The 25222-nt window shown below is 61.7% G+C and carries 17 protein-coding genes; 7 read left to right on the forward strand and 10 right to left on the reverse strand.

What is annotated here, in order from left to right; all coding sequences use genetic code 11:
* Positions 1-300: 300 nt before the first annotated feature.
* The 4 genes from ADJ70_RS07235 to ADJ70_RS07250 all read left to right on the forward strand — a co-directional run bounded on the left by ADJ70_RS07235 (position 301) and on the right by ADJ70_RS07250 (position 7394).
* Positions 301-1617: an alpha-amylase family glycosyl hydrolase gene (locus ADJ70_RS07235; protein WP_050340512.1), complete on the forward strand. Its 1317-nt coding sequence runs from the start codon at positions 301-303 to the stop codon at positions 1615-1617.
* Positions 1618-1752: 135 nt separating this feature from the next.
* Entirely contained in the window at positions 1753-2316 is a 564-nt protein-coding gene (locus ADJ70_RS07240) for a hypothetical protein (RefSeq protein ID WP_050340514.1), read from the forward strand.
* A gap of 525 nt (positions 2317-2841) precedes the next feature.
* Entirely contained in the window at positions 2842-5166 is a 2325-nt protein-coding gene (locus tag ADJ70_RS07245) for a L,D-transpeptidase family protein (RefSeq protein WP_172674460.1), read from the forward strand.
* Between the two features lie 197 nt (positions 5167-5363).
* Positions 5364-7394: a GbpC/Spa domain-containing protein gene (locus tag ADJ70_RS07250; RefSeq protein WP_083443881.1), complete on the forward strand. Its 2031-nt coding sequence runs from the start codon at positions 5364-5366 to the stop codon at positions 7392-7394.
* A 696-nt stretch (positions 7395-8090) separates the two neighbouring features.
* Here the strand turns inward: ADJ70_RS07250 and ADJ70_RS07255 are convergent.
* The 7 genes from ADJ70_RS07255 to ADJ70_RS07285 form a co-directional block, all read right to left on the reverse strand.
* Positions 8091-8981 (reverse strand): DUF4261 domain-containing protein, encoded by an 891-nt coding sequence (locus ADJ70_RS07255; protein ID WP_050340517.1) that lies wholly within the window; start codon positions 8979-8981, stop codon positions 8091-8093.
* A 273-nt stretch (positions 8982-9254) separates the two neighbouring features.
* Positions 9255-9737, reverse strand: coding sequence for a tetratricopeptide repeat protein (locus ADJ70_RS07260; protein ID WP_050340518.1), 483 nt, complete (start codon positions 9735-9737; stop codon positions 9255-9257).
* Between the two features lie 133 nt (positions 9738-9870).
* Positions 9871-10674 carry a hypothetical protein gene (locus ADJ70_RS07265; protein WP_050340519.1) on the reverse strand — a complete coding sequence of 268 codons (804 nt, stop codon included), beginning with the start codon at positions 10672-10674 and terminating at the stop codon, positions 9871-9873.
* 487 nt (positions 10675-11161) lie between these two features.
* A complete protein-coding gene (locus ADJ70_RS07270; RefSeq protein ID WP_157051437.1) occupies positions 11162-11335 on the reverse strand; it encodes a hypothetical protein in 174 nt (57 codons plus the stop codon).
* A gap of 233 nt (positions 11336-11568) precedes the next feature.
* Positions 11569-12768, reverse strand: a complete 1200-nt coding sequence (locus tag ADJ70_RS07275; protein WP_050340521.1) for a hypothetical protein — start codon at positions 12766-12768, stop codon at positions 11569-11571.
* Between the two features lie 3 nt (positions 12769-12771).
* Complete coding sequence (locus ADJ70_RS07280; protein ID WP_050340522.1) at positions 12772-13653, reverse strand: hypothetical protein; 882 nt, start codon at positions 13651-13653, stop codon at positions 12772-12774.
* Positions 13654-13953: 300 nt separating this feature from the next.
* Positions 13954-16272, reverse strand: a complete 2319-nt coding sequence (locus tag ADJ70_RS07285) for a Spy0128 family protein (protein ID WP_172674461.1) — start codon at positions 16270-16272, stop codon at positions 13954-13956.
* A gap of 627 nt (positions 16273-16899) precedes the next feature.
* Here ADJ70_RS07285 and ADJ70_RS07290 point away from each other — a divergent pair.
* Together ADJ70_RS07290 and argC are read left to right on the forward strand one after the other, a co-directional pair.
* Positions 16900-17688 (forward strand): TraX family protein, encoded by a 789-nt coding sequence (locus ADJ70_RS07290; RefSeq protein WP_050340524.1) that lies wholly within the window; start codon positions 16900-16902, stop codon positions 17686-17688.
* 110 nt (positions 17689-17798) lie between these two features.
* Positions 17799-18737: an N-acetyl-gamma-glutamyl-phosphate reductase gene (gene argC / locus ADJ70_RS07295; protein ID WP_050340525.1), complete on the forward strand. Its 939-nt coding sequence runs from the start codon at positions 17799-17801 to the stop codon at positions 18735-18737.
* Positions 18738-19155: 418 nt separating this feature from the next.
* Here the strand turns inward: argC and ADJ70_RS07300 are convergent, their stop codons facing one another.
* Positions 19156-19974, reverse strand: a complete 819-nt coding sequence (locus tag ADJ70_RS07300) for an HAD hydrolase family protein (RefSeq protein WP_253273132.1) — start codon at positions 19972-19974, stop codon at positions 19156-19158.
* A 124-nt stretch (positions 19975-20098) separates the two neighbouring features.
* Positions 20099-21724 carry an alpha-glucoside-specific PTS transporter subunit IIBC gene (locus ADJ70_RS07305; protein ID WP_050340527.1) on the reverse strand — a complete coding sequence of 542 codons (1626 nt, stop codon included), beginning with the start codon at positions 21722-21724 and terminating at the stop codon, positions 20099-20101.
* A 354-nt stretch (positions 21725-22078) separates the two neighbouring features.
* On the opposite strand from ADJ70_RS07305, the gene ADJ70_RS07310 reads away from it, so the two are divergent.
* Entirely contained in the window at positions 22079-22804 is a 726-nt protein-coding gene (locus ADJ70_RS07310; RefSeq protein WP_050340528.1) for a GntR family transcriptional regulator, read from the forward strand.
* A 100-nt stretch (positions 22805-22904) separates the two neighbouring features.
* Here the strand turns inward: ADJ70_RS07310 and ADJ70_RS07315 are convergent, their stop codons facing one another.
* Positions 22905-25163: a glycogen/starch/alpha-glucan phosphorylase gene (locus ADJ70_RS07315; RefSeq protein WP_050340529.1), complete on the reverse strand. Its 2259-nt coding sequence runs from the start codon at positions 25161-25163 to the stop codon at positions 22905-22907.
* Positions 25164-25222: the final 59 nt, after the last annotated feature.

Raw genomic sequence — 25222 nt, forward strand, 5'->3', positions numbered from 1 at the left:
GCTCCCGTGCGCGGACGGCCGCCTACCCGACGTTTCCGTACCCCCGACGGCGTGGACCCTGCAAACTTCTCTCGCCATCTACCCCTTATTCTGGAAACGTTACCAGTAACGGCCTCCGTAAGCTAGTTGGACTCTGGGAAATGGCTCGTACGGTCCGGCAAACGGTAGCATTTCCCACGCGAGCGCGTCTTGGGACAGGTCCGGCCAGTCAAGTCCCAGCTCTTTGATATCTTGGAGAGTCGTATGCAGGCGTCAAGACATACTCGTGCATCACACCAGTCGCATCAAGGGGAGGAATACATGGCGACCACCACAGACCCCGCTCTTCAAGGACAGATCATCTACTCCGTCTACGTGAGAAACCACACGACAGAGGGCACGTTCGCCGCAGTCGAGCCTGACCTCGGTCGCATACGCAACTTGGGTTGCGACATCGTGTGGCTCATGCCCATCCACCCCATCGGAAGGGTGGCGCGCAAGGGGACGCTCGGAAGCCCCTACGCCAACAGCGACTATCGAGCCATCAACCCCGAGTACGGGACCATGGACGACTTCAAGTCGCTCGTGAACGCCATCCACGCACAGGGCATGAGGGTCATGATCGATGTCGTCTACAACCACACCTCCCCCGACTCCGTGCTCTTCGAGCAGCATCCCGAGTTCTTCTACCGGCGCAAGGATGGTACGCCCGGCAACCGTGTGGGTGAGTGGAGCGACATCATCGACCTCGACTATCGTGTGCCGGGGCTCTGGGACTACCAGATAGAGACACTGCGCCGCTGGGCAAAGATCGTGGACGGGTTTCGCTGCGACGTAGCTCCGTTCGTACCCATTGAGTTCTGGAAGCGAGCCCGCGCTGCCGTAAAAGAGGTCAACCCTCGCTTCACATGGCTCGCCGAGACAGTGCATCGCTCCTTTGGGGAAGCTGTCCGTCGCGAGGGAACGTACTGCGCGACTGACAACGAGGCCTTCGAGGCCTTTGACATCGAGTACTCCTACGACGTCGAAGAGGCCTTCGAGCGCTACCTCAAGGGTGAGATACCGCTCAGCTGCTACCTCGACCTGCTCGACTTCCAGGAGAGCGTCTATCCGCGCAACTATAACAAGCTGCGTTTCCTCGAAAACCATGACCTACCGCGCATCGCGTCGCAGCTGACGGAACACCTGGACCTTAAGAACCTGACCTCCCTGCTCTACCTGCTCAAGGGCACGACGCTTATCTACGCCGGGCAGGAGCTGTGCGCCACACACAAGCCGAGCCTCTTTGACAAGGACCCGATCGCCTGGGATGGCTTCGGAAGCGCGCGAGACCTCACGCCCCTCATGCAGACGATGGCACGCATCAAGCACGAGGTCCTCGGCACGGATGACTTCATTCGTTACGCCGCCGATGACGCGAACGACATCGCCGTCATCGACCGCTTGGGCACGGGCGGCCGCAGTGTGGGCGTCTTCTCGCTCAAGTCGCACACTGCCCCCGTGAAGCTCGACCTTCCCGATGGGAGTTACCTGAACCTGATCGACGACTCGAGTGTGCAGGTGACGGAAGGAAGGCTCCTCTGTACGGGGCAACCCGTCGTGCTGCACGTGGATACCGGAGTCGAGGCGATGGTGTGAGGAACGCAGGGGGCAATCCAACCTGCCGGAACACACGACACCCCAACCGGCCCACGGCTCGGCTGCTCGCGATTCGACAACCCCAACCAATGGGTGCCTGAGCGACAGGCGCCTAATCCTCCAAGAAGGGATACCATGGAATCGACCCTACTCGAACAGATACGTTCTGGCCACCTCATCTTGGCCGTCTGCTGCATCCTCTACCTCGCGTGGTGGGCCATCTTCTTTTGGCCCAAGGTCACAGGCGGCAAGGCCAAGGGTGCCATGCGCCTGCTTGGCATTGTCGCTCTCATTGGCGCCATCATCACGGGCACGGTTGGCGCCACGCTCATATGCGACGGAGCAAACACGCTGATGGAGAAGACGCCTCAGACGCCACTCATGATCTTTGGGGGAGCTGCCATCATCTATGCAGCCCTCTTAACCGTCACCTGGAAGATGCATAACCGTCAGCCCACGGTGGAGCTCGCCCTCTTCGTCGCGTGGCTCGGCATGGAAGTGCTCGTGGCATGCGCCTTCAATGTGCTCGGCAAGGGAGGCGAAGCCAACATCTTGGCAGACCTCTCGATCGTGGGGTTCGGTGTGAGTCTCGTCTGCTATAACTTCTACTACAAGCTGAAATCCCTCTCCTCCTTCATTGACGGATGCGTGCCACTGGCCCTCATCGGGGTCATATCCGTTGTGATCTTTGTGCTGTAGGTGGACAAAGGAGCTGGTGGCGACGGGAGGACAGGCGGGTATGACCTGTGGGGAGCGCCTGCGGCGAGGCAATAACGTACACAGATCGCAGGAAAAGTGTCCATATACCTGGCTGCCTGCGATTTGTGTACACTGTTTACGTTGGAATGCTTCCGAGATGCGCGCTTAAGTCACACAGTAGATGACCTCAGGCCCTGCACGGAAGCGAGCTTTTACCTAAGGTCGGACTCGCGGGATTGGGCCACTTCTATTCAGCTTATGCTAATATGGTATCCAAAGGAGGCAGGATCGTCGCCGGCCAGAGAGAGGTGTAGCATGCAGCCATGTGCGCATCCAGCGGGGCAGTCACGCGAAATCGCAAAGAGGGGTTGGCATCACCCTGGACTTGCTGGCTCACACCTGCCTCATCACGCGCTTCGTAGGCTCTCTGTGGGGCTGGCAGCCGTGGTGCTTGGCTCTGTACTTGCGCTCGGGAACATTACCGCACGGCCTGCATGTGCCGAGGAAGCAAGTACGGAGAGTGCCGTGGCAAAGGCGGCGTCTGCCGAGCCTGACGTCCCTGCGGCGGTTGCCGTCACAGATGACTCGAATCCAAGCGTCCCCGTCGCTGCGGCTGAGGTCACGCAGGGCGAGGGCAGCGCAGCCAAGGCTCCAGTTGTGGGAGCTGCGGAGGGAACCACGACTTCCAACGTCGAGGCATCCAACTCTCAGCCGTCTAAGACCGAGGTGCCGACGGTCTCCCCTGCGCCCGCCGACACAGTCGCCTCCTCTGCGAGGGCCACGCGAGATGGCACGCCTGTGGCATCCGACACACAGACGGACGAAAAGACGGCATCCACGAAGGCTCTCGCCTCCCCCTCGGTCCCTGCTTCGAGCAGCTCGTCCACCTCGCCCACGACAGATGCTGGTGCAGCGGTTAGTAAGAACGTGTCGGTCGCGCCCACGCACGCCCCGTCAACCGAGACGTCCGCACCCACCTTTGGCACTCCGACAAGTCCCGACGCACCGGCCGCGACAAGCTTGGGAGCTGATGAGCGTTCTGCAGACGTTGAGACTGCAGCACCTTCTTCAAAGACCACGGCCTATGCCAACGTGTACCGCCTCTTTAACCCATGGACGACGGAACACCTCTATACCACAGACCTCTCGGAGGCCAAGGGACTTGCCTCACTCGGTTGGAACTGGGAGGGAATCGCCTGGGTCACGCCCTCGGCAGGGGCCTCGGTCTATCGCCTATACAACGCGTTCTCGGGAGACCATCTCTACACCGCGAGACGCTCGGAGTATGACACCCTCGTCAAAAGGGGTTGGAGGGGGGAGGGCGTCCAGTTTCGCAGCGTTGGCTCGAAGGACGGGACCGCAGTCCGGCGCCTCTTCAACCGCTATGTCACGACGGGCACCCACTTCCTGACGACGTCGGTGGAAGAGGAGCACTCATGCGTCCGCGTCGGCTGGAAGAGTGAGGGGACCGCATGGTACGCGGCGAGGCATGCCCCTCTCGACATCCTGGGCTTTTGGTTTGACCGCTTTGATGGGACAAGGTGGTGGGTGGATGCGACGGGTACCCTTGCCAACTCCAGGGTCATCGATCCCACATCAGGACGAGACAGAGGATCGGGAAGATATGCCTACGCCCGGGCATCGGGCTCAATCCTCAGGGATGGTACCGCCGATGCGGGTGGTGGCTGGTCCTACCTCGCGGACAACGACGGCAGGCTCGTCCACCACAGGGGCTCCGGCTGGGTCGTCACGGCCTCATGGCCTCGCTCCGGCAGGCAGCTCCAGCGTTACTGGACCCAGGACAAGGGCTCCTACTCTCTCGTGCGCCACGGCATCTTCATCGCCAAGGGCGAGACGGGCGTGGGGGCATGCTATCTTGGCCGCGCGGACACGGGCTATGTGGTTCGCGGGGCCTGGGGAAGCGGCACTATCATCTATCTGGCGGACAATGATGGCAGGCTCGCCGCCGGATCAGGTTGGCAGGTCACGGGACGCTACGGACAGGGCCTGCAGCGCTACTACCTTTACTCCATGGGATCCTATTCCGTCGCACGGCATGGCCTCTCGTCCGATGGCGCACGGGGCGCAGGTGGCATCGGCGCCAGCCACCTCACTACCAACCAGGGTTACGTGCTTCGCGGCATCGCCGACGCGGGCGATGGCTGGTCCTACCTCGCGGACAACGACGGCAGGCTCGTCCATCACAGGGGCTCCGGCTGGGTCGTCACGGCTGCGTGGCCTTTCTCGGATAGGCAGCTCCAGCGTTACTGGACCCAAGACAGGAATCTTTGCTCGCTCGTGAGGGTCGGCCACTTTGAGGTCTCGGGAAGTCGCTACTTTGGTCGCACGGACACGGGTTACGTGCTGAGAAATGCCGATCTTGACATTGATGGGATACCCTACCATGCCGATAACGACGGCAGGCTGACGATACATGATCCTATGATCGCCCGTGCCCAAGGCTATGCAAGCTCCACTGACACCCTCGTGCTCGTTGACACGACTGACCATTGGGTTGGCGTGTTCCGTGGGTCGCAAGGCAACTGGAGGCTCGATCGTCGCATGAGGTGCTCCACCGGTGCGCCCCGCACTCCCACGGTCATAGGCAACTTCACGGTTGGCATCAGGGGGTATTCCTTCAACGGAAGCAACTACACCTGCTACTACTACACCCAGTTCTATAAAGACTACCTCTTCCACTCCATCGTCTACCACATCGGCACGTTCAGGGTTCTCGACGGGAGGATCGGCTACAGCGTCTCCGCCGGCTGCGTGCGCCTTGAGATAGACAATGCCAAGTGGATTCACGATACGGTGCCAACCGAATCCACAGTTATCACATACCGGTAGGGTCGCAGACGTACGATGCCGTCCATTGCTCTATGTCCCCCTCAGATAAAGTCACGAGTGTAGTATGATGACCATGTTTGTATAGAGCTTCCTGCAGAGCAATGCTGTCACCCGTGGGAGCAGAGCTTATGTGCACTCAGGTGAGGGCTGGAAGACGGAGCCATAAGGGACCAACACAGCATGAGAAGGAGAAGCGTATGAGAAGGACTCATCTCAGACGGATAGGAGCGGTATCCCTATCACTGCTCATGGTCCTGATGCTGCTTTTCCTCAACACCCGGCTCGCCCTTGCGACAGACCCCGTAAGGGGTGTAGAAGTAAAAGTTGACACATCCGCATTGGATGCGAGTGTCGATGCGGCAAAGCAGGCCGGCGTGGACGTCCAGAAAGACGGAGATGTCGACAAGGGGACGGCTGACTCAGAGGCAGAGCTCAATGCCAAGAGAGACGAGATCAAAGCAGACTACGATAAGCAGGTCCAAGACCTGAACGCGGCCGCAGAGGACGCCAAGAAGCAGTTGGGTGAGTATGCCGCCAAGAAGCAGAAGTACGACGAGGACATGGTCAAGTACAACGCGGACCTCGCGAAGTATAACACCGATATGGCTGCCTGCAACAAGGCCTTGGAGGAGCTGGAGCAGAAGAAGAACCAGGATGGCTACATGACCAAGCCGTCCGCGCAGATGCTCACCTTCAAGTCCGAGCCAAACGCAAGCCTCAGCTTCTCCGAGAAGAAGTACACCAAAGAAGAGTTCAAATCGACCGTCCGTTCCTGGAACCTCGGCCCGGAGCCATGGCGCTACGCATGGTTCGACTTCCTAAACGACAACCAACCTGAGGACGCCGCTCGCGTCATGCTCGAGAAGGACAAGCCCTTTGTGGCAACCTACACCAACCTCAGCAACTCAAGCTTCAATGGTACGAAGATCGCCAAGGTCGAGTACATATACACCTTTAAGGGGGCCAGCGGGGTACCGCTGCCAGACAAGCTCCCGGTGGTCCTACAAAAAGACCCGGCAGACACCATTTGGTACAACGACTTCTTCGCAGACGTGCGAATCAACCTGAAAGCTCGCTTCTACGATGAGGAAGGCAAGGAGATTGATCCCACGGGAAGCCTCCTCAGCTTCTCGTCACTGAACCGTGGCAACGGCTCTGCGGCTATCGACCGGGACGCGCTAGAGCGTGTGGCCTACTTCAATGGCGAGTACATCCCCATATCCGGCTCTTCGATAAAGGTCCATGCGGACGGGGGAGCCTATGCGGATAGCTCAAATGCAGATAAGGCCAAAGGCTCGAAGTTTGACACCGCAGAATGGGACACGCCAACCTCCCCAAACGCCTGGTACGGGGCTATCATCGGCAAGGTGACGAACCCTGAGATCAGCTTGGACATGGCCTCCCACAAGAGTGGGACCATCTGGTTTGCGTTCAGCTCTGACGTCAAGGCACGGGATGTGCCGATGAAGCCGGTCGCGCCCACCCCGCCAGTAGAGCCAAAGAAGCCGGTGATCAAGGCAAACTATCATGTGGACATACTGTATACCAGGCCTCAGCTGGGAAAGGGAGCGCTAGACGAGGCTGACGCAGACATTGATGGTAGTACGGTCAAGACGGGCTCTATCGTCAAGTTCGCGCTGCGAACGTCAGCTTTCCCCGCCGACCATGAGACGATAGACTCAGTGGTGTTTCGTGACACGCTGCCGGAGAGCTACGAAGTAGATCTTGACGCAACGAAGGCTACTAGCCCTGATTACGACGTGAGTTACGACGGCGCATCTCGCAACCTCGTCTTTACCGCAAAGGCCACGCTGATCGCTCAGATCAACGCCGACCTAACCAAAGCCGCTGAGGTCCCTGCACCCATGGTCATCGGAAAGGTGATGAAAGATGGGACCACGTACGAGAACTCGTTCGACATTGACATTAACAACAGCTACTCGGCCAAGTCGAACATCGTACGGGTGCAAACTCCGAAGGCGCAGCCGATCATCCTCCCCGCAGCCGGTGGTCCTGGTACGCCCCTTCCCGTCACGCTTCTATCAGTGCTGGCAGTAGTGTCTGGGGCTGCGTGGCTCTTCACGAGGCGGCGCGAAGTATGGAGGGGAGCAGGAGCGTGGTACGGACGTGAGGCGTATAGCCCCCTGAAGAGTAGTGGGATGCGCCGGGCCTTTGATGTACGAGGAAAATGGCGTTCAATTTTGGCACGGTGCCACTTCAACCGATAGGGAGCTTGCGAGGCGTAAGGCGCTTTGTGGGACGCAGGGGGCAAGGGCACTCGGTGCCAGCGACAATCGGGATGAGACCGGCTATTCGACGGTCTCATCCCAAGTCTTGACGTTTGACGCAATGGCCTTGGTAGTAGTTGGGCGTGATCGAGCGCAGTGGGCGTAAATCGTGGCGGCACACGAGAGCTTCGGCATGAGAGATTCGACGGCACTTTTTGGGAGGCTTCGTGAGGTCGTGTGGGTAGGTGGTTGCGTCACCACCCCGGCGACGTGGGCCTCACCGCCAGGGTGACGACGCAGGAGTGTACACAAATCGGTGGAAATGGCCCCTCGGGGCCGTTTTGGGGCATTTGTGTACACTGTTGGGCCGTTGCGCTGTTGTGGACAGACGTGGGGACGCAGGAGTGTACACAAATCGGTGGAAATGGCCTCTCGGGGCCGTTTCGGGGCATTTGTGTACACTGTTGCGACGCGAGTCGCGATACAAATTGCGACGCGAGCTGCGTCAGGTGACGCGAGCGCCTCAGCCACCATGGCGTGCCGACGGCGCCTCCTCGCTAGTCCCTCTCGCTTGGTCGGGAAGACAGGCTCCGAGCGAGTGGCGCCGCTGCCAGGTTGGCGTCTTCGCCGAGGCGTCAACCCACACGAACCCCCGAAGAGCCCTTTTTGGCTCTCGCGACCACGAATCGCGTTCGGCTAGAGTGTCGCCTGCCGTCCTGATCCGGAGGCGTACTCTCCCATATGGACGTCCAGCACCTCTCTGGGTGGCTGGATCAGGGCCCTCTCATACCGACAACTCCATTGCAGCTCCGGGCACATCCTACCGTCCCTCACGCTATCCACGGTCTCACCGTCCTGGATCGGGTTATCGTTTTCCAAGATATACGATGCCAGATCATAGGCATGGCTCACGACCTGGTTGGGATCCATGTCATGGAAGTGATACTGGAGGTCAGGCAAAAAGAGAGTGCCCATACCCACCGTATCCACCAGCATATCCTTTGTGCCCTGGATGTTGAAGAGCCTGACGTTGACGCCAAAGCGGATGAAGCGATCCGGGCCCTCGCCTTGGAAAGAACGTAAGTCATCCATTGAGAAAAGCTTGCCACAGCTCTGGAAGTAGACCGCCTTGCAGTCAGGGTACAGCTCTGCCAACGCGCCTAGAAAGTCCATGTCCACCTTGGTTCGTTCCAGCGCCGGAAGCGCCGCCGCCAGCATGTCCATGGCGACCACCTGATACCGGCACTCACAAAGGATCCGCTCCCGCTCCTCGCGACAGTCCCACATCTGGCTTATCGAGAAGGAATCGAATTTGCTGCCCTCAAAGTCGAGGCAGCCCGTCACCATAAGCTGCACCGGAGCCGTGCCATCACTAAACTTTGCGACATGCTCCAAGGCAGCAAAACCCGCTGTCTTCTCGTCGTGACAGATACACTCCACCGATCCGAGATGACGTGCCATCGCAGCGGCCATCTGCTCCTTGCCAGGCATTGCAACCGGTCCTTTGAACAACATCTGAATGATAACGGGCCCACCGGGGCGGATGCTCTCCCCCTCCAGGTTTTGTTTGAACACCTCGTTGTCCATGCCTCAATCCTTGCCCCTCCTGAGAGCTACTTGAGCCTGATCGCTTCGGGCGCCTCAGGTCAATTTACAGTCAGCTCAGCATTCTACGTCTACTGCCAAGTGACTTTGAGCATACCACCACAAGTACGTTTATCGCTGGCTGGCAGTAAGAATCACGCTGCTTGGCGGCACATAAGCGTAGACGATACAGCCCTTTGTGACTCACGTCAGCTCCCACCTCCGCCGCCTCGACACCCCTCACCCTGAGCCATATCACGCTACCGCCCAGCCACCCTACACCCCAGCTGACAGCTGCGCGAGGCTTTCGCGAAATGCCTCCTCCCCGAGCCGGAAGTCCTCACGCTCGGGATGTGCCCGCGCGAGAATGGCGTACATCGAGAGACCCTCCCGAAAGAGTTCCTCAGCCTCCTTTGCGCGGCCCTCCTCCGCAAGGATAGTCGCCAAGACACCCATCGGTGGGCCCGCCTCGGGAATGAGTGCGGGAAGCCCATCCTCATCGGGATCGGACGCAGCGAGAGTCCGATAGCACTCAAGGGCTTCGCGTAGCAGCGGCTCGACCTCCTCGGGATGCCCCCCTTCCCACAGGATACCCGCAAGGTTCTCGCAGGCGTCCGCAACGTTTAGCAGAAAGGTTTCGGGATCGTATGTCGCCAGAAAACGCACAGCGACGAGCTCCTCGCGGACGAGGGCTTCGGCGTCACTCAGGAGACCCTCATCCAGGAGGTCCCACGCCAGGTCATGGCAGAGGGACGCCACAAGGGGGCAGGCCCTCGCCGGGGTCACTCTTGGTCAAGCGCGCGCCCAGCTCTTCTCCAAACATCACCTCTCGTCCCGGAAGCTCTCAGCTACAAAGATGCGCAAGGCTCCCCACCCACCCCAACTGGTTCGCTCAGCAGATCAGCTCGTACAGGTAGTCCTCACCCCTCTCGCGGGAGTGCGACTCGATGTACTCCATCGCCCTGAGGCAGCACCCCATCGCAGAGCCGCTCAGCGCGCCCTCCTCGTCCCGCCACCCGTCGCCGTCGCGGGCCTCCCCGCCGCCGGGAAGCATCCTCCAGGCGCAGCCCCCTAGGATGGGGACGCCCCTCACCCCGAGGTAGCCCGCGATGGCCACGGCCGCATCCCTCCCCCACGCGTAGCGGTCCGTGCCGGGGCCGCCCAGCCTCACGGCCGAGCCGAGCATGCGCTCGGGCAGGATGCCCCCCTTGCCGACCAGCGGCGCGCCCACCCGCGCGGGCCCGCCCTCGGCCATGTACCAGGGCAGGCCCCCAAGGTCGTCGTTCAGGGTCGCGTGGGAGCCGACCGGCCCCCTTGCGAGCGAGAGGAGGGACGCACCGAAGCGCCCGACGGGCCCGAGCTCGCTCTTGACGAAGAAGCGCGCGCGGTGGGCGTGACGGTCACCGTCATCGTCGATTTCCATGTCCACCTCCAGCGTCACGTGCCCGCGCGAGTCCGCCGGGAGGATCCGCAGAGAGAGGGCCGGGGCGGGACCGCCCTCCCAGCGCCCGAGCGCGACGCTGCGTCCCCTAGAGAAGTCGCGGGAGTACCCCAGGACCTCCCCTGCGGCCGCCTTGACGGCCGCCTCGTCCTCGTAGAGGCCCCGCCGCGCGCCGCAGAGTCCCGAGGAGGCCGAGACCCACAGCCTGACCAGGCCCCCGTCCTGGTACGTCTTCTCGAACGATAACTCGTCCATGAGACCATCCTCCTCGGTACCGATAGGCAACCTCACCAAAGGCCACGCATGAGGTGCCTATGCCAATGCCAGCTCTGTGGTGGTAGAGAGCGATCGGGATACCCCATCCACTCCCATACCTGATCGTCAGGATACAGTCACTCGCCCGGAGAGGGGCCGCGTCGAGGTAGCGTACCCGAGACAGGAGGCCCCACCTCTTGGAGTCGGTGGATTCCCCTCAAGATCAGCGCGTAACACCGAGAACATCCACTCGGTGACCTCGTCCCTGCTCACTCGTCCCTTACAGCTCAAACATGCATCCTGACCTGCGTTCCGTAAAACGTACATGCTCAATCCGGCGCAAACAGTGTACACGAACCACAGGAAACAAGATGCGTGGGCGAATGTTATGTAATTTGTGTACACTGTTGACCTATTTGGGACGTCCCCAGGCGTGATTGGCTACCTTTCAGCCCTTGGGGCGCGTGTCCCGAAACCCCAGCGGGACTCAGGTCCACCCGCACCGAGACGCCCCCAACACCCGAGGCTTCCCTGCATCGCTCCGGTCAGCCTGCCCGGCAACCGCCCCGATCCCCTCTCCCGGGCAGACCCTGCGGTCCCACATGCGCTCCTTGCCCAGCCACTTGACGAAGCCGATGTCATAGTCCCCGAGTTCCAGCACTGCCCTCACCCTCATGGCGCATCACTTCCCCACTCTACAATTCGAATCACCTCACGTGGCACGCCACGCGCTTATCGAGGCCCATGTTGAGCCACCATCCGGCGCACGCGCAATCGACCCCTCCTCTCATGTCCTCCTCCAAGAGGACGTCCAAGGCCTCGCCTGCGGCCGTCCCCGTGGCTACCACGACCTCCAGGCGAGCATCCTCTGCGGACCACCAGCGCCCACCCGGCTCACAGCAGCATCAGGTCACCCCAGAACGGCACGGGCGGGAAGGCGGGCACCGGCAGGCAGGGCGCGTCCCAGGGCGAGCCGAAGGTCCGCGCCACCCAGTCGCCGAGGGACTCCCCCAGGCACGCGACCTCGCCCGCCCACACGGAGATGACGGGCGGGTCGTCCCCGCATCCGGCGGGAACGTAGCAGCGAGAGGCGACGGGCACGAGACGGGGCGCCGTTGCGAGCCGACGCCCGAGTGCGCGAGTTCTCGCGGCCCGGGACCCGGGCCTTGTCCCCCATCCCTCGGGCCAGCGCCCACCCAGCCCCAGCCACAGGAGGGCATCTTCCGCCTCGGACGCCCACGCCGAGAGGCGCAGCCGCCCCATATCCGAGGTGTCCCTCCAGTCCGGGAAGGGGAACCTGCCCTGCCACGAGGCGGGCATGGCCCCTTGGAGCAACGCGCGCAGGGACCGTGGGAACGGCGCCCCGCAGGCGCGCTCGGCCGCCGAGAGCTCCGCCCGCGAGAGGCCCGGGGCGAGGGAGACGCCCGCCTTCGCCATCAGGCGAGCGACGTCCGCGGCGCCCGCAGGAGGCGGCACCCGCCGCGCCCGGGGAGGCGCGGACACGGACGCGTGGCCTCCCGGCTGGCCCGCCGCAGGCATCAGGTCGTCCCAGACGGGGACGGGCGCGGGCGCGCTCGGCCAGGTCCCGCGCGGCGAGACGCCGCGAAACTCGCGGGCGGCCCAGTCGCCAAGGCCCGTGGCCATGCAGAGGACCCTGCGCCCCGAGACGCTCAGCACGGGCGGGTCGTCCCCGCAGCCCTCGGGCACGAAGCGCGACAGGTACAGGGGGACGAGCCGGGGCGCGAGGGCGAGCCTGCGGTGCAGCCCGAGGCGCCTCCCGTCGGCGGTCAGGGGCCGGGCGCCCCACGCGCGGGGCCAGCGGACGAGGGACTCCTCCCCGATCGGCCCCGCAGGCGCGCAGAGCTGCGCCCGCAGGAGGCGCAGGTTGCGCGGCGAGAGGTCGCGCCAGTCGGGGAAGCGGCCCTCGCCGGCCTCGGCGAGCGGAAGCGCGGCCGAGAGCAGCGCCCGAAGGGAGCGCGGGAACCTCACGTTGCAGGACGCCTCTGCCAGGGAGAGCTCGCCCTCGCCCATCCCGCGCCCGAGCTCCACGCCCGACTCCCGCATGAGGCGCACGACCTCCCGCACCTCGGGCATGCCTCACCCCTCCCCCATATCCGAGCACGGCCCGACGGGAGGCGTCCCCGCGCCCGGAGCGCCAGGCCCCCCGTCGCGCCACCACGCGAGCGCGCCCGGCCCCGAGACGCGCACGAGGCCGGAGCCGAGGTCCTTCCAGAGCCTGCCGTCGCGCGGCCCGCAGGGCCCGCGACAGGGACGGCGGGCGCGGCCTCCCCCGATGGGGGCCTCGGGCGGCCCGCAGGCCCCGCGAAGGTCCCATGCCGGGCGCGGACCCTCGTCCGGGGGGACCTGGGCGACCCGCAGGACGGAAGGGACCGCCACCACCTCGCCGAGCCGGTAGACGACGAAGTCTCCCCCCTCGAAGGAGGACTCCGGGTAGCGTGCCTTGAGCCTTTCGCGCCTCCACAGGAAGGCCTCGGCCGCCTCCCGCGTGGGGATGAGCCCGTTGGCGTTGAGCGGGACGTCCGAGAGCTCAAAGACGCGGCCCCCCACGAGGTCGCACAGGACGGCAGAGCAGCAGTCGCCACCCGGCCACGCGCAGTCGTAGCCCAGAAAATCGCACTCGAGCCCCAGGTCCCCCATCGCGGGCCGCGCAAGGTCCGTCTCGCAGAGCAGCATGCGGTACCCCACGCCGAGCGCCTCCGAAACCTCAGCGTAGAGCCGTATCCAGCTTGGGTCGTCTATCGCCACCAGGAGGCCCGGATCGAAGTGCGAGCGCTCCTCCAGGGCGCCGAGGTACCCGACGACCCTGTCGCGCAGGGCGCGCCAAGGCTGCTCCCGGACGTCCCAGAGCTCGTCCTCCAGGTACCAGTCGTCGCCGTCCACTCCCCGGTACTCGCGGCCCTTCCGCCAGGCCCAAAGGCCGTCAGCCCTCCTCTGGAAGATGACGCCGTTCACCGTCATGTAGGCCCTCCTCGGGTGCGTGCGTGACATACGCCGTCCAATGGGCATGCGTGCGGTCCCGCGCTCAGGACAGCCCCCACAAAACCCAGGTCTCCCCGTACCAAGCCGAGTTGGACGGTCTCCCACAAGGGATGGTGCCGTCCGTTGTGCCCTGGGTCATCTCAGCCCAGGCACGACGACAAGGCCGTCGCACGGACCCCGTAGAAGTCCCCTAGACCTCGCTGGCAGGACAGAGCCCCGGCGCCCTCGGACCAGGCAGCCGGGGGTCTGAGCGCCATAGGCTACCCTCGTCGTTAGCCGCTACCTATACCCACGTGCGGCGCGCCTCTTGGACACGAAGGCACAGACGCCTCCGGAAAGGACCAAGACCATCCCCACAAGCAGGGTGCCCACAATGCCGACGCCTCCCGCACCCGGGAGCACGAAACGGGGGTCGCCCGATATCGTTATGGTCGGGATTCCCCCTTGGTTCGGAAGCGCCTCGGCCTGCCCGTCCTTGCCGATGGTGGAGACCGCTCCATCCGTCGAGACGCCTATCTTGTGGACTTGGGGATCTGGACCATAGCCGCTAGGCGCAGTCGTCTCTTTGAGCCAGTATGTCTTTCCCCACTCCAGACCGTAGTAGACGGCCCTTCCATCGTCTGACCGTGTGGTCACCACCGAACCTGCGATGGGGTTTTTCAGCGCCTCGTCGATGTAGGTCACGGCAGGCTGGTCAGCGCTCGTGAAGGAGCCGTCCCCGTCGTCCACATAGAGCGTGAACTGCGCCCCGCCTAACGGAGCATGGGTTTTGCCATCCTGCCTCACGACGGCAAGTGCGGCCCTCTGGGTCTGCTGCCCATAGCTGTTCACGAACGTTGCCCCGTCAGCATCATAGGTCACGCTCGCGCTGGGCCTTCCCTGGCCGCCATCCTCGACCTTGACGGTGAGCGTCTCGACGTGCGTGTCGTAGCTGTAGCCCGGCTCCGTACCCGCGTCCTCGGTGATGGTGTAGCTGAAGGTCTTCCCGATGTCTGCAGATGTGTAGTCGAGCGCCTTGAACACGACGTTGCCGTCAGCGTCGTTCGTCTTTACGTCAAGTTCGTTGCCCCCCTCGTCCCTCAGGCGGAACGTGAACTGTCCGTCCTTGAGCTGCCCGCCCTCCAATCGTGTCGTGGCCCTCAGCTGGACAGACCCCGTTGCCTCACCGGGTACGAGGACATATGCCCGCTCGGCCTGTTTGGATACCCCGTTTATGGTAGTGGATGCTTGGTTCGGGATTTTCCAGTACTTGACGCCCTGGTCATCCTGCTGCTCGTAGGAGGAGAGGTCAGCGGTCTCCGAGACTGGAACACGTATCTTGAGCGTCATATTGCCATCGACAAGCGACGTGTTTCTTGACTTTGCAGTCACGGTCTGGCCCGAGACGTCGACCTCCCAAAAACGGGTGACATCCGTATCATCCTTATAGACCTTGACCTCCGCCTTCGAGGCATCGAGGGCTGGATCAAGCGTGTCGCTCATCACAACGGACTTCGCCTTGTTGAAAACTACATGAGGAAATGTCTGTCTTACGCCGAGCTCTGCAGTCTCACCACGTCGCTTGACCTGCGTCGGCGGATCGATCACAGGACCAGTCCACTCGGGGTAGGCCTTCACGACCGTGTCGTAGCCCATCCACATCTCGCAATTATACCCTCGCCACTCAGTCACGAACTCCGGTCCCGACTTCAGGACGACCATGCTGTGGTTGTCCTGAATGGATCCCAATACATCCTCCTTCTTCGAGAGAAAACCCTTGTTGGCGATACCGTCCTCCCCAGGCACGATCTCTAGCCACTCGTCCACGTCCTGCCTCACAAGGGCCTCGTCCTTGTAACCGCTTACCTTCCAGATGCTCTCACGGTTTGGGTTAGTGTAGTTGCCCGAACCATGACGGACCCCCTCCGGCGCATCGATACTCCAGTACACCATATCGACCTCGTTACTCGAGTCAATGAGCTCGTCCGTGCCACGCTTCACGAAACGCGTCCTATAGGTGGATCGTATGGTGGGGTTACGATCTTCCTCCGACCGAGCCGCTAAAAGAAGGCCACCCACATCATCCACCTCGAGGGGGGCGTACCCGCTGAGGGCAGGGGCTCCCTCGCCCTTCTGATCGTAGGGTGCCCACGCCGTGATCTTAGTGAACTCGATGATCACATCGAAGTTCTCCCTTCGTTCGGTGACACCCACATCATTGAATCTTAACTTAAATCCTCCAAAGGTGGTGCCCGGCTCGTCTATCGGCAACTTGTCCTTACGCCATGCAACATAGCCACCAAAGCGGTAGCACATCACCCATCCGTTCCCGAGGTCCGCTGAGGTGGTATTAGGGTCCCGGGGGATATCCTTGATGTTCTTCCAGCCGCCCCCATCCCAGTACTGGCCGTTCCACTTGGATGGGGAATGCAGGAAGTAGACAGTGCCACCAACGGAACCAAGCAAGTCGTCGACCTTCCTGACGCTGTCGGCGTAGGCCAAGCGCGGGGCCAGACAGAGGACGAGCGTCACCGCAAAAAGACAGCAACCGAGAAGGATGCGTGCGCTCGGGTACCGATGGTGTCGCCTTGTCTGCATTCGCTTTACCAGTTCTGCCACGGTCGTTCCTTTCATGCTCACATACTTCCACACCACGGCTGCCATCGGGCTTGCAGCAAGGCCAGCTATCCGCAAGGGCCCAAAGCTCCTTCTATCCCAATGACCCACCGCCTACGGTCCCAGACAAGGCATACCTGCCATGAAACCTTTTTCCTTTATATCATATTCCACACTGGTCGCTTAAAGTCACTTGGATACGCTCACCGCAAAATTCCCCATCTCGATTGACAGAATTAGAGTATGTGACTATAATAAATGCAGTTTGTTTTGACTATTCAGATGATGGATATGCATCATACCTGATGGAGTGTAGATAGGGATGGACGTCACGTCCCGCTGAGGATGAGTCTGGTCCACACTTTAAAGCCGTCTGCCGAAAAAAGTTAACGGGTGTGACTCCCCCTATAGCTTGCGAGCCTCGGTGTGGCCCCTATGGACGATACGCACCACCTCACCGCTGACGATCACCTGCGCAGGCTTACAGAATCGTAAGGTATGCGTAAGCCCGATCGATGGTCCACCGCCATAAGCTTACGTACCATAGGTGTCCGCATAGCAGGCAGGCCGAATGCCACGTGCCAACCCCCGGAAGCGCGGACCGGCCATACAAACTCGCAAGGAGGACCCATGGACACCACTAAAGGCACAGGACTGTGCAACGCCTTCCAGCTCAAGCTGCTCGCCCTAGCCGTTATGATGCTCGATCACACCAACATCATCTTCGGCCCAAACACGGTCCCGGACTGGCTGCACTTCATCTCGCGATTCGTCTCCCCACTGTTTGCCTTCCTCGTGGTAGAGGGATTCTTTCACACCCATGACAGGAGGCGCTACGCGCTCAGGCTCTGGGGAGTCGGTCTCTTCGTGGCGGCAGGCAACCTTGTCGTGGGGCAGCTGACCCACCACCTGGTGTCCTTAATAAGCCACACCATCATCCTCACGCTCGCCCTTGGCTACAGCGTGATCTGGGCCATCGACGAGGGCCGCAGACAAGGTGGTACGAAGGGAGGACGGCTGTTCGCCCTTGCCGCTGCACTCGGCATAGCGGGCGCCCTCATCGCCCCCGTCGAGGGCTTCGTCCAGGTGCTGTTCGTGATGCTGGCCTCCTACCTGCTTCACGACGCAAAAGGGGGCCGTGCCAAGCTCTGCCTCTGCCTGGTCCTCGGGAGCGCCGCCCTAGCCTGCCTTTACACACCGATCCTCCACCCGAGCACGGCAAGTGCCGTAGAGTGGGAGATGTCCCTGGGCCTCAACGCGGACTGGGCGCAGTTCATGGCCGTCCCCTTCATCCTTTTGTATAACGGCGAGCGCGGCCCGAAGGGCACGCTCAGCAAGTGGCTGTTCTACCTGGGCTATCCCGCACACCTCTGGGCGTTCGCCGTCATAGGCATGCTGCTTGGCATCCCCTCGCTCTAAGATTTCGGCAAGCCCGGGCAAGCAGGACCCGAGGCCCACGTTGCCCTAGAATGGTCGCAGGATCACTCGACTGGCATCACAAAGCCAGATGGCGCACGGGAGGAACTCGCATGAGCAGGACCAAGGTGTATATCGATGGCCAGAGCGGCACCACAGGACTCCAGATCCATGACCGCATCGAGGCGCGCGAGGACCTTAGGCTTCTGCGCATCTGCGACGAGAGGCGCCATGATGTTGAGGAGCGGCGTAAGTTCCTGAACGATGCTGACATCGTCTTTTTATGCTTGCCCGACGAAGGGGCACGCCAGGCGGTCTCGCTTGTTGAGAACCCCGACGTCTGCGTCATCGACGCTTCTACGGCACACCGCACCGCCGACGGGTGGGTCTACGGCTTTCCCGAGCTCTCGTTGGGGCAGCGCCGCGCCATCGCCTCGAGCAGGCGCATCGCCAACCCGGGCTGCCATGCTACCGGTCTCATCTCTGTCGCGGCGCCTCTCGTCCGCATGGGCATCCTGCCCGCCGACTATCCCCTCTGCTGCTTCTCCCTCACGGGCTACTCGGGCGGTGGCAAACGCATGATCGCCCGCTACGAGGCAGACGGGCGCGATGGCGCCCTCGACGCTCCCGGTATCTACGGCCTCGACCTCACGCACAAGCACCTGCCCGAGGTGCAGAGGGTCTGCGGCCTTGCCCAGCCCCCTGTGCTCATGCCCGTCGTCGATGACTACCGTCAGGGCATGGCCACCACCATCATGTTGCACAGTCGTCTGCTTAAGGGCGCGCCGAGCGCGAGGGAGGTCTGCGAGGAGCTGCGAGGGTACTACACGGACCAGCACTTCGTGAGCGTCATGCCGTTTGACCCCACGCCTCCCACGATCCACGCGAACGAGCTTGCCGGCACCAATCGGCTGCGCATCACCGTCTGCGGAAACGCGGAGCGCATCAGCGTGACGGCACTCTTCGACAACCTAGGCAAGGGAGCTGCGGGCGCAGCCGTACAGAACATGAACATCGCGCTCGGTCTCGATGAGGTGACCGGTTTGGAGTAGCCCGCAGGCCCGGTGGTCGGCGCTGCACCTGGCTTCGCGTCCCGCCCTCGAGAGGCAACCCCCCAAGGACTAAAGAGCGGCAGGGAGCGTCCCTCAGTCGAGCGGTCGGTGGGTAGCGAGGCGGTAGGCCGTCGACCTCCCTGCACCGACGGTGGACACAAGGCCTCCCCTCACCAGTTTAGAAAGTCCCCTCCTCGCACTCCTCGCGATTGATAGACCCTCGCCTTGCGAGACGAGGCTGGCGAGCCGAGTGGCGTCCATGCGCACCTCCAGGAAATCCGGCCAGATCCTAAGCTAATATACCCATTTGGCCGGATTGATGGCCGGATTTGTGGCCGGATTGACGCGACCGCTCGACAGGTGACACAGCAAACCGCAGCAAGCTCTGCGACCCGCTGCGATCCCCTGCCAGCCAGGCTCACACGAGCTGCAGGTGCTCGAGGCCCGAGGCTACCCCGTCTTCCGACACCGAATCGGTGACGTAATCCGCGAGGCGCTTGACCTCGGGGATGGCGTTGCCCATGGCCACGCTCACGTCCACCTCAGAGAAGAGCGTGAGGTCATTCTCCGAGTCACCGAAGCCATAGGTCACTCCCACGTTGTCGCCAAGATGCGAGAGGACAGCCTCTATGCCGGCCTTCTTGGTGTTGCACGCGAGGCCGACCTCGGAATTCTGCATCTCGAGGCGACTGGCGACCAGCTGGGAACCCAGCTGGGGGTCAGCGACAAGCTCGTCTGCAGCGGAACTGCGGATGACCAGCTTGTAGGCACAGCCGTCCGGAAGCTGTCCGATTGCCTCGTCCATCGTGTCTGGCGTGCCGGAGCGCCTGCCCAAGGCTCCTCCACGCAGCTCGACGGCACCGTGGGCGGACTCTATCAGCGCGCCGTAGCCACCTGCAGCCAAGACCCGGTCGATGTGGGCGAGGACGTCGGCCGGCAGGGGGCGATCGCGCAACACCTCATCGCCCATCGTCACGTAGGCGCCCGCCAACGCAATGATGCCGCTGAACGGCAATGCGGCCAGGTCGGGGTGGATACCCACAGGTGAGCGCCCGGAGCACAGAAACGCGTGGTTGCCACGGGCGACCAAGCTGCGGATGGCTGCGGCGACGCGCGGACTGGGCGTGGGCGACAGGCCCCTCTCCCACTCGGGCAGCGCATCGCGCTTGTTGGGATCAGTCCACCCAAGAGTTCCGTCGATGTCGAAGAAGACCGTCGCTTTGCCTGATTGTGCCATGACACTCCCCATCCCAGTAGCCGCCCCGGCGCGAGGCGGACGTTGCAACCGACCAACCACCGGGGACCCACGACAGCCGCACGGGACCCCGGTGGAAGCTTACACCCTCGGGACAAGCAAATCCCTAGTCATTGCCGACGAGCTTGTCGAAGCGCTCGCGGACCTTCGTCACACTGAGACCAATGATCACCTGCATTGCCTTGCCGTTCTTGGAGATCCCCATGGTGCCGATGGACTTGAAGTCCTTGTCCTCGGCTACCTTGGTCTCGTCCTTCACGTTCACGCGCAGGCGTGTGACGCAGTTGGTGACGTCCACGATATTGTCCACGCCACCCAAGAGGTCAAGGATGTTCGCGGCAAGAACCATCTTCTCGTCGCTCGTGTCGATGTCGGGTGCGGAAGAGCCGGCCTCGTCCGCGTCCTCGGAGCCGACAGACTGCGCCATGCCGTGCGCCTTGCGAAACTCCTTCTTGGAGCCGAACTTTATCTCCTCGTTCTCCTCACGGCCAGGGGTCTTGAAGTCGAATTTCAGGATAAGGAAACGGAAGATAAAGAAGTAGATGGCCGTAAAGGCGAGGCCGACGGGAATGGCCATCAGGTACGTGAGGCCATGCGAGGCGGCAAGCGGTATGAAGTTGAACGACGCCATCTCGATGAGTCCGCCCGAGAACACGCCCACGATGCCGATTAGGTTCATGCAGGTCGAGAGCAAAGACGCGAGCAGGGCGTGGACAGCAAACAGCGGGGGTGCGACGAAGAGGAAGGTAAACTCGATGGGCTCGGTCACGCCGCACAGGACAGCAGTGATGGTGATCGGGATCAGAAGGGCAAGGAGCTTCTTGCGGTTGGACTTCTTCGCCGTGACATAGAACGCTGCGGCGACGCCGGGCATACCGAAGACCTTGGACCAACCCGTCGCAGTGATGGCGCCCCAAGGAGCGAGCTCCTTGAGGGAGGCGGTAGAGGCAGCGAGCTGGGGCAGGGCCTTGGCCCACTCCGCGTAGATACCCCCATTGACGGCCACGTTGTCGTAGTAGAACGGGGCATAGAGCAGGTGGTGAAGGCCGAAGGGGATGAGCAGCCGCTCGAGGAAGACGAAGATCGTGACCCCCCAGGTGCCCGCACTCATGATGACGCCCTGGAACACATGCATGCCGATCTGCACCTTGGGCCACAGCAGCACAGAGACGATGGCGCAGGGGAGCATGGCAAAGAAGGCGACCATGTAAACGAAGGTGGAACCCGAGAACACGCCCAGCCACTCAGGAAGCTCGGTGTCAAAGTACTTGTTGTGTAGGCTGATGACCACCCCAGAGATGAGCAGGGCTCCAACCATGCCCATATCCAGCGTCTTGATGCCGCCTATCGTCGCCAGACCAGAGGCGTTTCCAACCTCGGCGGTGAAGTCGACGCCTAAGGCCGGACCCCAAGCAGTTAGGATAGCATTTACGAAGTAGTTGAATGTGAGGTACGAGACGAGGACCTCCATGCAGCAGCGACCGCTCTGCTTGCGGGCAAGACCAATGGGCAGGGCGATGGCAAAGAGCAGCGGGAGCTGGTTGAAGACGGTCCAACCTCCGGCCAAGATCACGCTCCATACGTTGTACCAGGTGGTACCCTTGGCCGCTATCGGCCCCACAATTATCTCTGTGGTAAATAGGGTTCCCAGTCCCACGACAATGCCCGCGAAGGCAAACAGCAGAACTGGCGTGAACATCGCCCCGCCAAACTTCTGGATCTTCTGCATCATGGCGCGTGTCCCTTCTCTGAGTGCGAGCTCGATGCAGCCCCGTGACCGACCTGTTCGGCCATCTTGTTTGAACAAGTATAACAGCTTCTTGGACATGTTGTTCAAGCAAGTCATATTTTTTAGCACCTATCCCAAGCGATTCGCGTCACCGCCCAGGCTTGCCGGGTGATTTGCCTTGAACTCGACGGGCATACCACTTCCTGGATTTTTCATCCATATGCGTGGGAGGGGAAATTCCATCAGGACGGTTGCGGTACAACAAGATAACTATGAGCTCACAATCGACCTCGGCAGGTGCGCCCGAGACACTCGAGGCCTGCGCCAAGACGATGACTACGTAGTGAGGAACACGCAATGCCCAAGGCGCTCTTCGAAGACATATATCTAAGTATTAGGGAGAAGATCAAGGACGGAACCTATCCCTATCAATCGTTCATACCCTCTGAGAGCGAGCTTATCGGCATGTACTCCTGCTCGAGGAATACTGTCCGCCGAGCGCTTGCCATCCTAGCCGACGAGGGCTTCGTGCAACCCATCCACGGCAAGGGCGTCCGAGTCATCTGGTACCCTGACTATCGCGACGTCATCGGTTCGTTCGATGGGCTCTACTCCTTTGAGGAATATGCAGCGCACAACGACATGAGGCCGGGCACCATCGTGAGGGAGTTCGAGCGGCTTGTCTGCGGGAAGGGACTTGCCGGATACACGGGCTTCGACGAGGGAACCGAGCTCTATCGCATGGTCCGCACCCGTAGTCTTGACGGTTTCACCTGCCAGATAGACACCAGCTACCTCCTCGCCAACATCATCCCCGACCTCTCTCCCACGATCGCCGAGAGTTCCGTGTACAAGCACCTGGAGGAGGAGCTGGGCATGAGGATACTCACCTGCCGCCGCCAGATAACGGTCGGCCTCGCCAACGAGGAGGACCGACGGTATCTCAACCTGGGTCCCTTCAACTGCGTCGCCGTCGTCGAAAACCAGACATACAATTCGGACGGCCTCATGTTCGAATTCACCCAGGTGCGCAGCCATCCCGATACATTTAGGTACTGCGTGGTCTCGAGGCGCCAAGCCTGAGCTAAGACGGCAGACCCAAGTTCCCCACCTCGCCGCGCATCCCCCTGGCAGCGAGTCTGGCCCGAGGCGGAAATGTACGCCGCCCCGGGCCATGCTAAGCCTATGACAGGTGCCAGATGTCCTCGTCGTACTGCGCGATGGTGCGATCGGAGGAGAACGTGCCCGCCATGGCCACGTTCACGAGCGCCTTCTGGATCCAAGCATGACGATCCTCGTAATCCCGGTACACCTGCTCCTTCAGCTGAATATACTCCTCAAGGTCCAAGAGGGCCATGAACCAGTCCTTGTGGACAATGTCATCATGCAGGCGGCGCAGACGCTCAGCGTCACCCGTCGCCATGAAGCGGGGGTTCGTGATAAAGTCCACGAGCAGCTTGACACCAGGCCGGCTATAGTGCGCGAACGCGTCGTAGGAGCCCTCGGCGTAGAGACGCTCAACCTCCTGGCTCGACGCACCAAAGGTGTAGATGTCATCCTTGCCCACCAGCTCGGCGATCTCGACGTTGGCGCCGTCGAGCGTACAGAGGGTCACGGCGCCATTGAGCATGAACTTCATGTTAGAGGTGCCGCTTGCCTCCTTGCTCGCCAGCGAGATCTGCTCGGAGATGTCAGCTGCGGGGATGAGGTGCTCCGCCGCCGTGACGTTGTAGTTCTGGACCATGAGGACCTGGAGGTATGGAGAAACATCAGGATCCTGGGCCACCCAGTCGGACAGCGTGAGGATGAGGTGGATGATGTCCTGGGCGATAACGTAGGCGGGTGCCGCCTTTCCGCCAAAGACGATCGTGATGGGACGCGCGGGCAGATTGCCGTTCTTGATGTCCAGGTACTTCCAGATGATGTAGAGCGCGAGCATCTGCTGTCGCTTATACTCATGGATACGCTTCACCTGCACGTCGATGATCGCGTCCTCGGGAATGCGCGCGCCCTGGTTTTCGATCATGAACTGCCGCATACGCCCCTTGGCGCTGTCCTTCGCCCTCTCGAACCCCTCTATCACTGCCTTATCGTCCAAGTGCTCCTTGAGCGGCGTGAGATCCGCGCTCTTGTGCCAGTCCGTACCGATGGTGTCGTCCAAAAGCCCGGTGAGCTCGGGGTTGCAGCCCATGATCCAGCGGCGAAACGTAATGCCGTTCGTCTTGTTGCTGAACTTCTCGGGATAGATCTTATAGAAAGGTGCGAGCTCCGTGTCCTCCAAGATCTTGGTATGGAGCGCTGCTACCCCATTGACGCTGCAGCCAAAGTGGATCGCCAGGTTTGCCATGTGGACCACGTCATCTTGGATGATGGCAACTGCGGGATCAGCGTAACGCTCCTTGGCGATAAGGTCGAGCTTCACGATAATATCGGCTATCTTAGGAGCAACGGTCTTGAGGAACTCGATGGGCCATTTCTCAAGGGCCTCGGCCAAGATCGTGTGGTTGGTGTAGGCGACCATCCTCTCGACCATCACGACGGCCTCGTCGAAGCCCATATCATGCTCCTCGGTAAGCAGGCGAATGAGCTCGGGGATGACCATCGTGGGATGCGTGTCATTGATCTGTACCATGGCATAGTCGGGCAGGTCACTCAGGTCACTGCCACGCTCCAGCGCCTCGTGCAGGATGAGCTGGGCCGCGTTGCTCACCATGAAATACTGCTGGTACACGCGAAGCAGACGCCCCTTTTCGTCCGAGTCGTCGGGGTAGAGGAAGAGCGTGAGGTTCTTCTTGACCTCGTCCTTGTCAAACTCTATCGAGTCGGCGGGGACCAGCGAGTCATCCACGCCCTCGAGGTCGAAGAGCCTCAGGCGATTCTTGGTTGGACGGCCGTAGCCCGTCACGTCGATGGAATAGAGCCGCGACCTCACGCTGAAGTCACCGAACTCCACATCGAAGCTCACACCCTCGTCGTTGAGGACGGCCTGCCTGTCGAGCCAACCGTCGGGAAGCGCCTGCTGCTGCTTGTCGCGAAACTCCTGACGAAACAGACCGTAGTGGTAGTTAAGGCCCACGCCGTCACCGGGAAGACCCAAGGTGGCTATGGAGTCCAGGAAGCACGCGGCGAGCCTGCCCAGGCCACCGTTTCCCAATGACGGCTCCACCTCAAGCTCCTCGACCTTGTTAAGGTCGTGCCCAGCCGCCTCGAGTTGGGCCTTGACCTCATCGTAAAGGCCAAGGTTGATGAGGTCACTGATCAGCAGCTTGCCGATGAGAAACTCTGCGGACAGGTAGTAGAGGCGCCGCTTGCCGGCATTGGGGGGCAGCTTGGCGCTGCGCTGCCTCACGATGCCCTGCAGCATGGCACAGATCTGCTCATCGCTCAGAGCCTCCAGGTCAAGGCCATAGCTGTCATGGGCGCAGGTATTCAGACTCAACATATGTCTTCCTCTTTTCAGTCTATTGGAGTGCGTAAGGACGCCGACCGGACGATCCGGGG

The sequence above is a fragment of the Olsenella sp. oral taxon 807 genome, assembly GCF_001189515.2.
Lineage (GTDB): Bacteria > Actinomycetota > Coriobacteriia > Coriobacteriales > Atopobiaceae > Olsenella_F.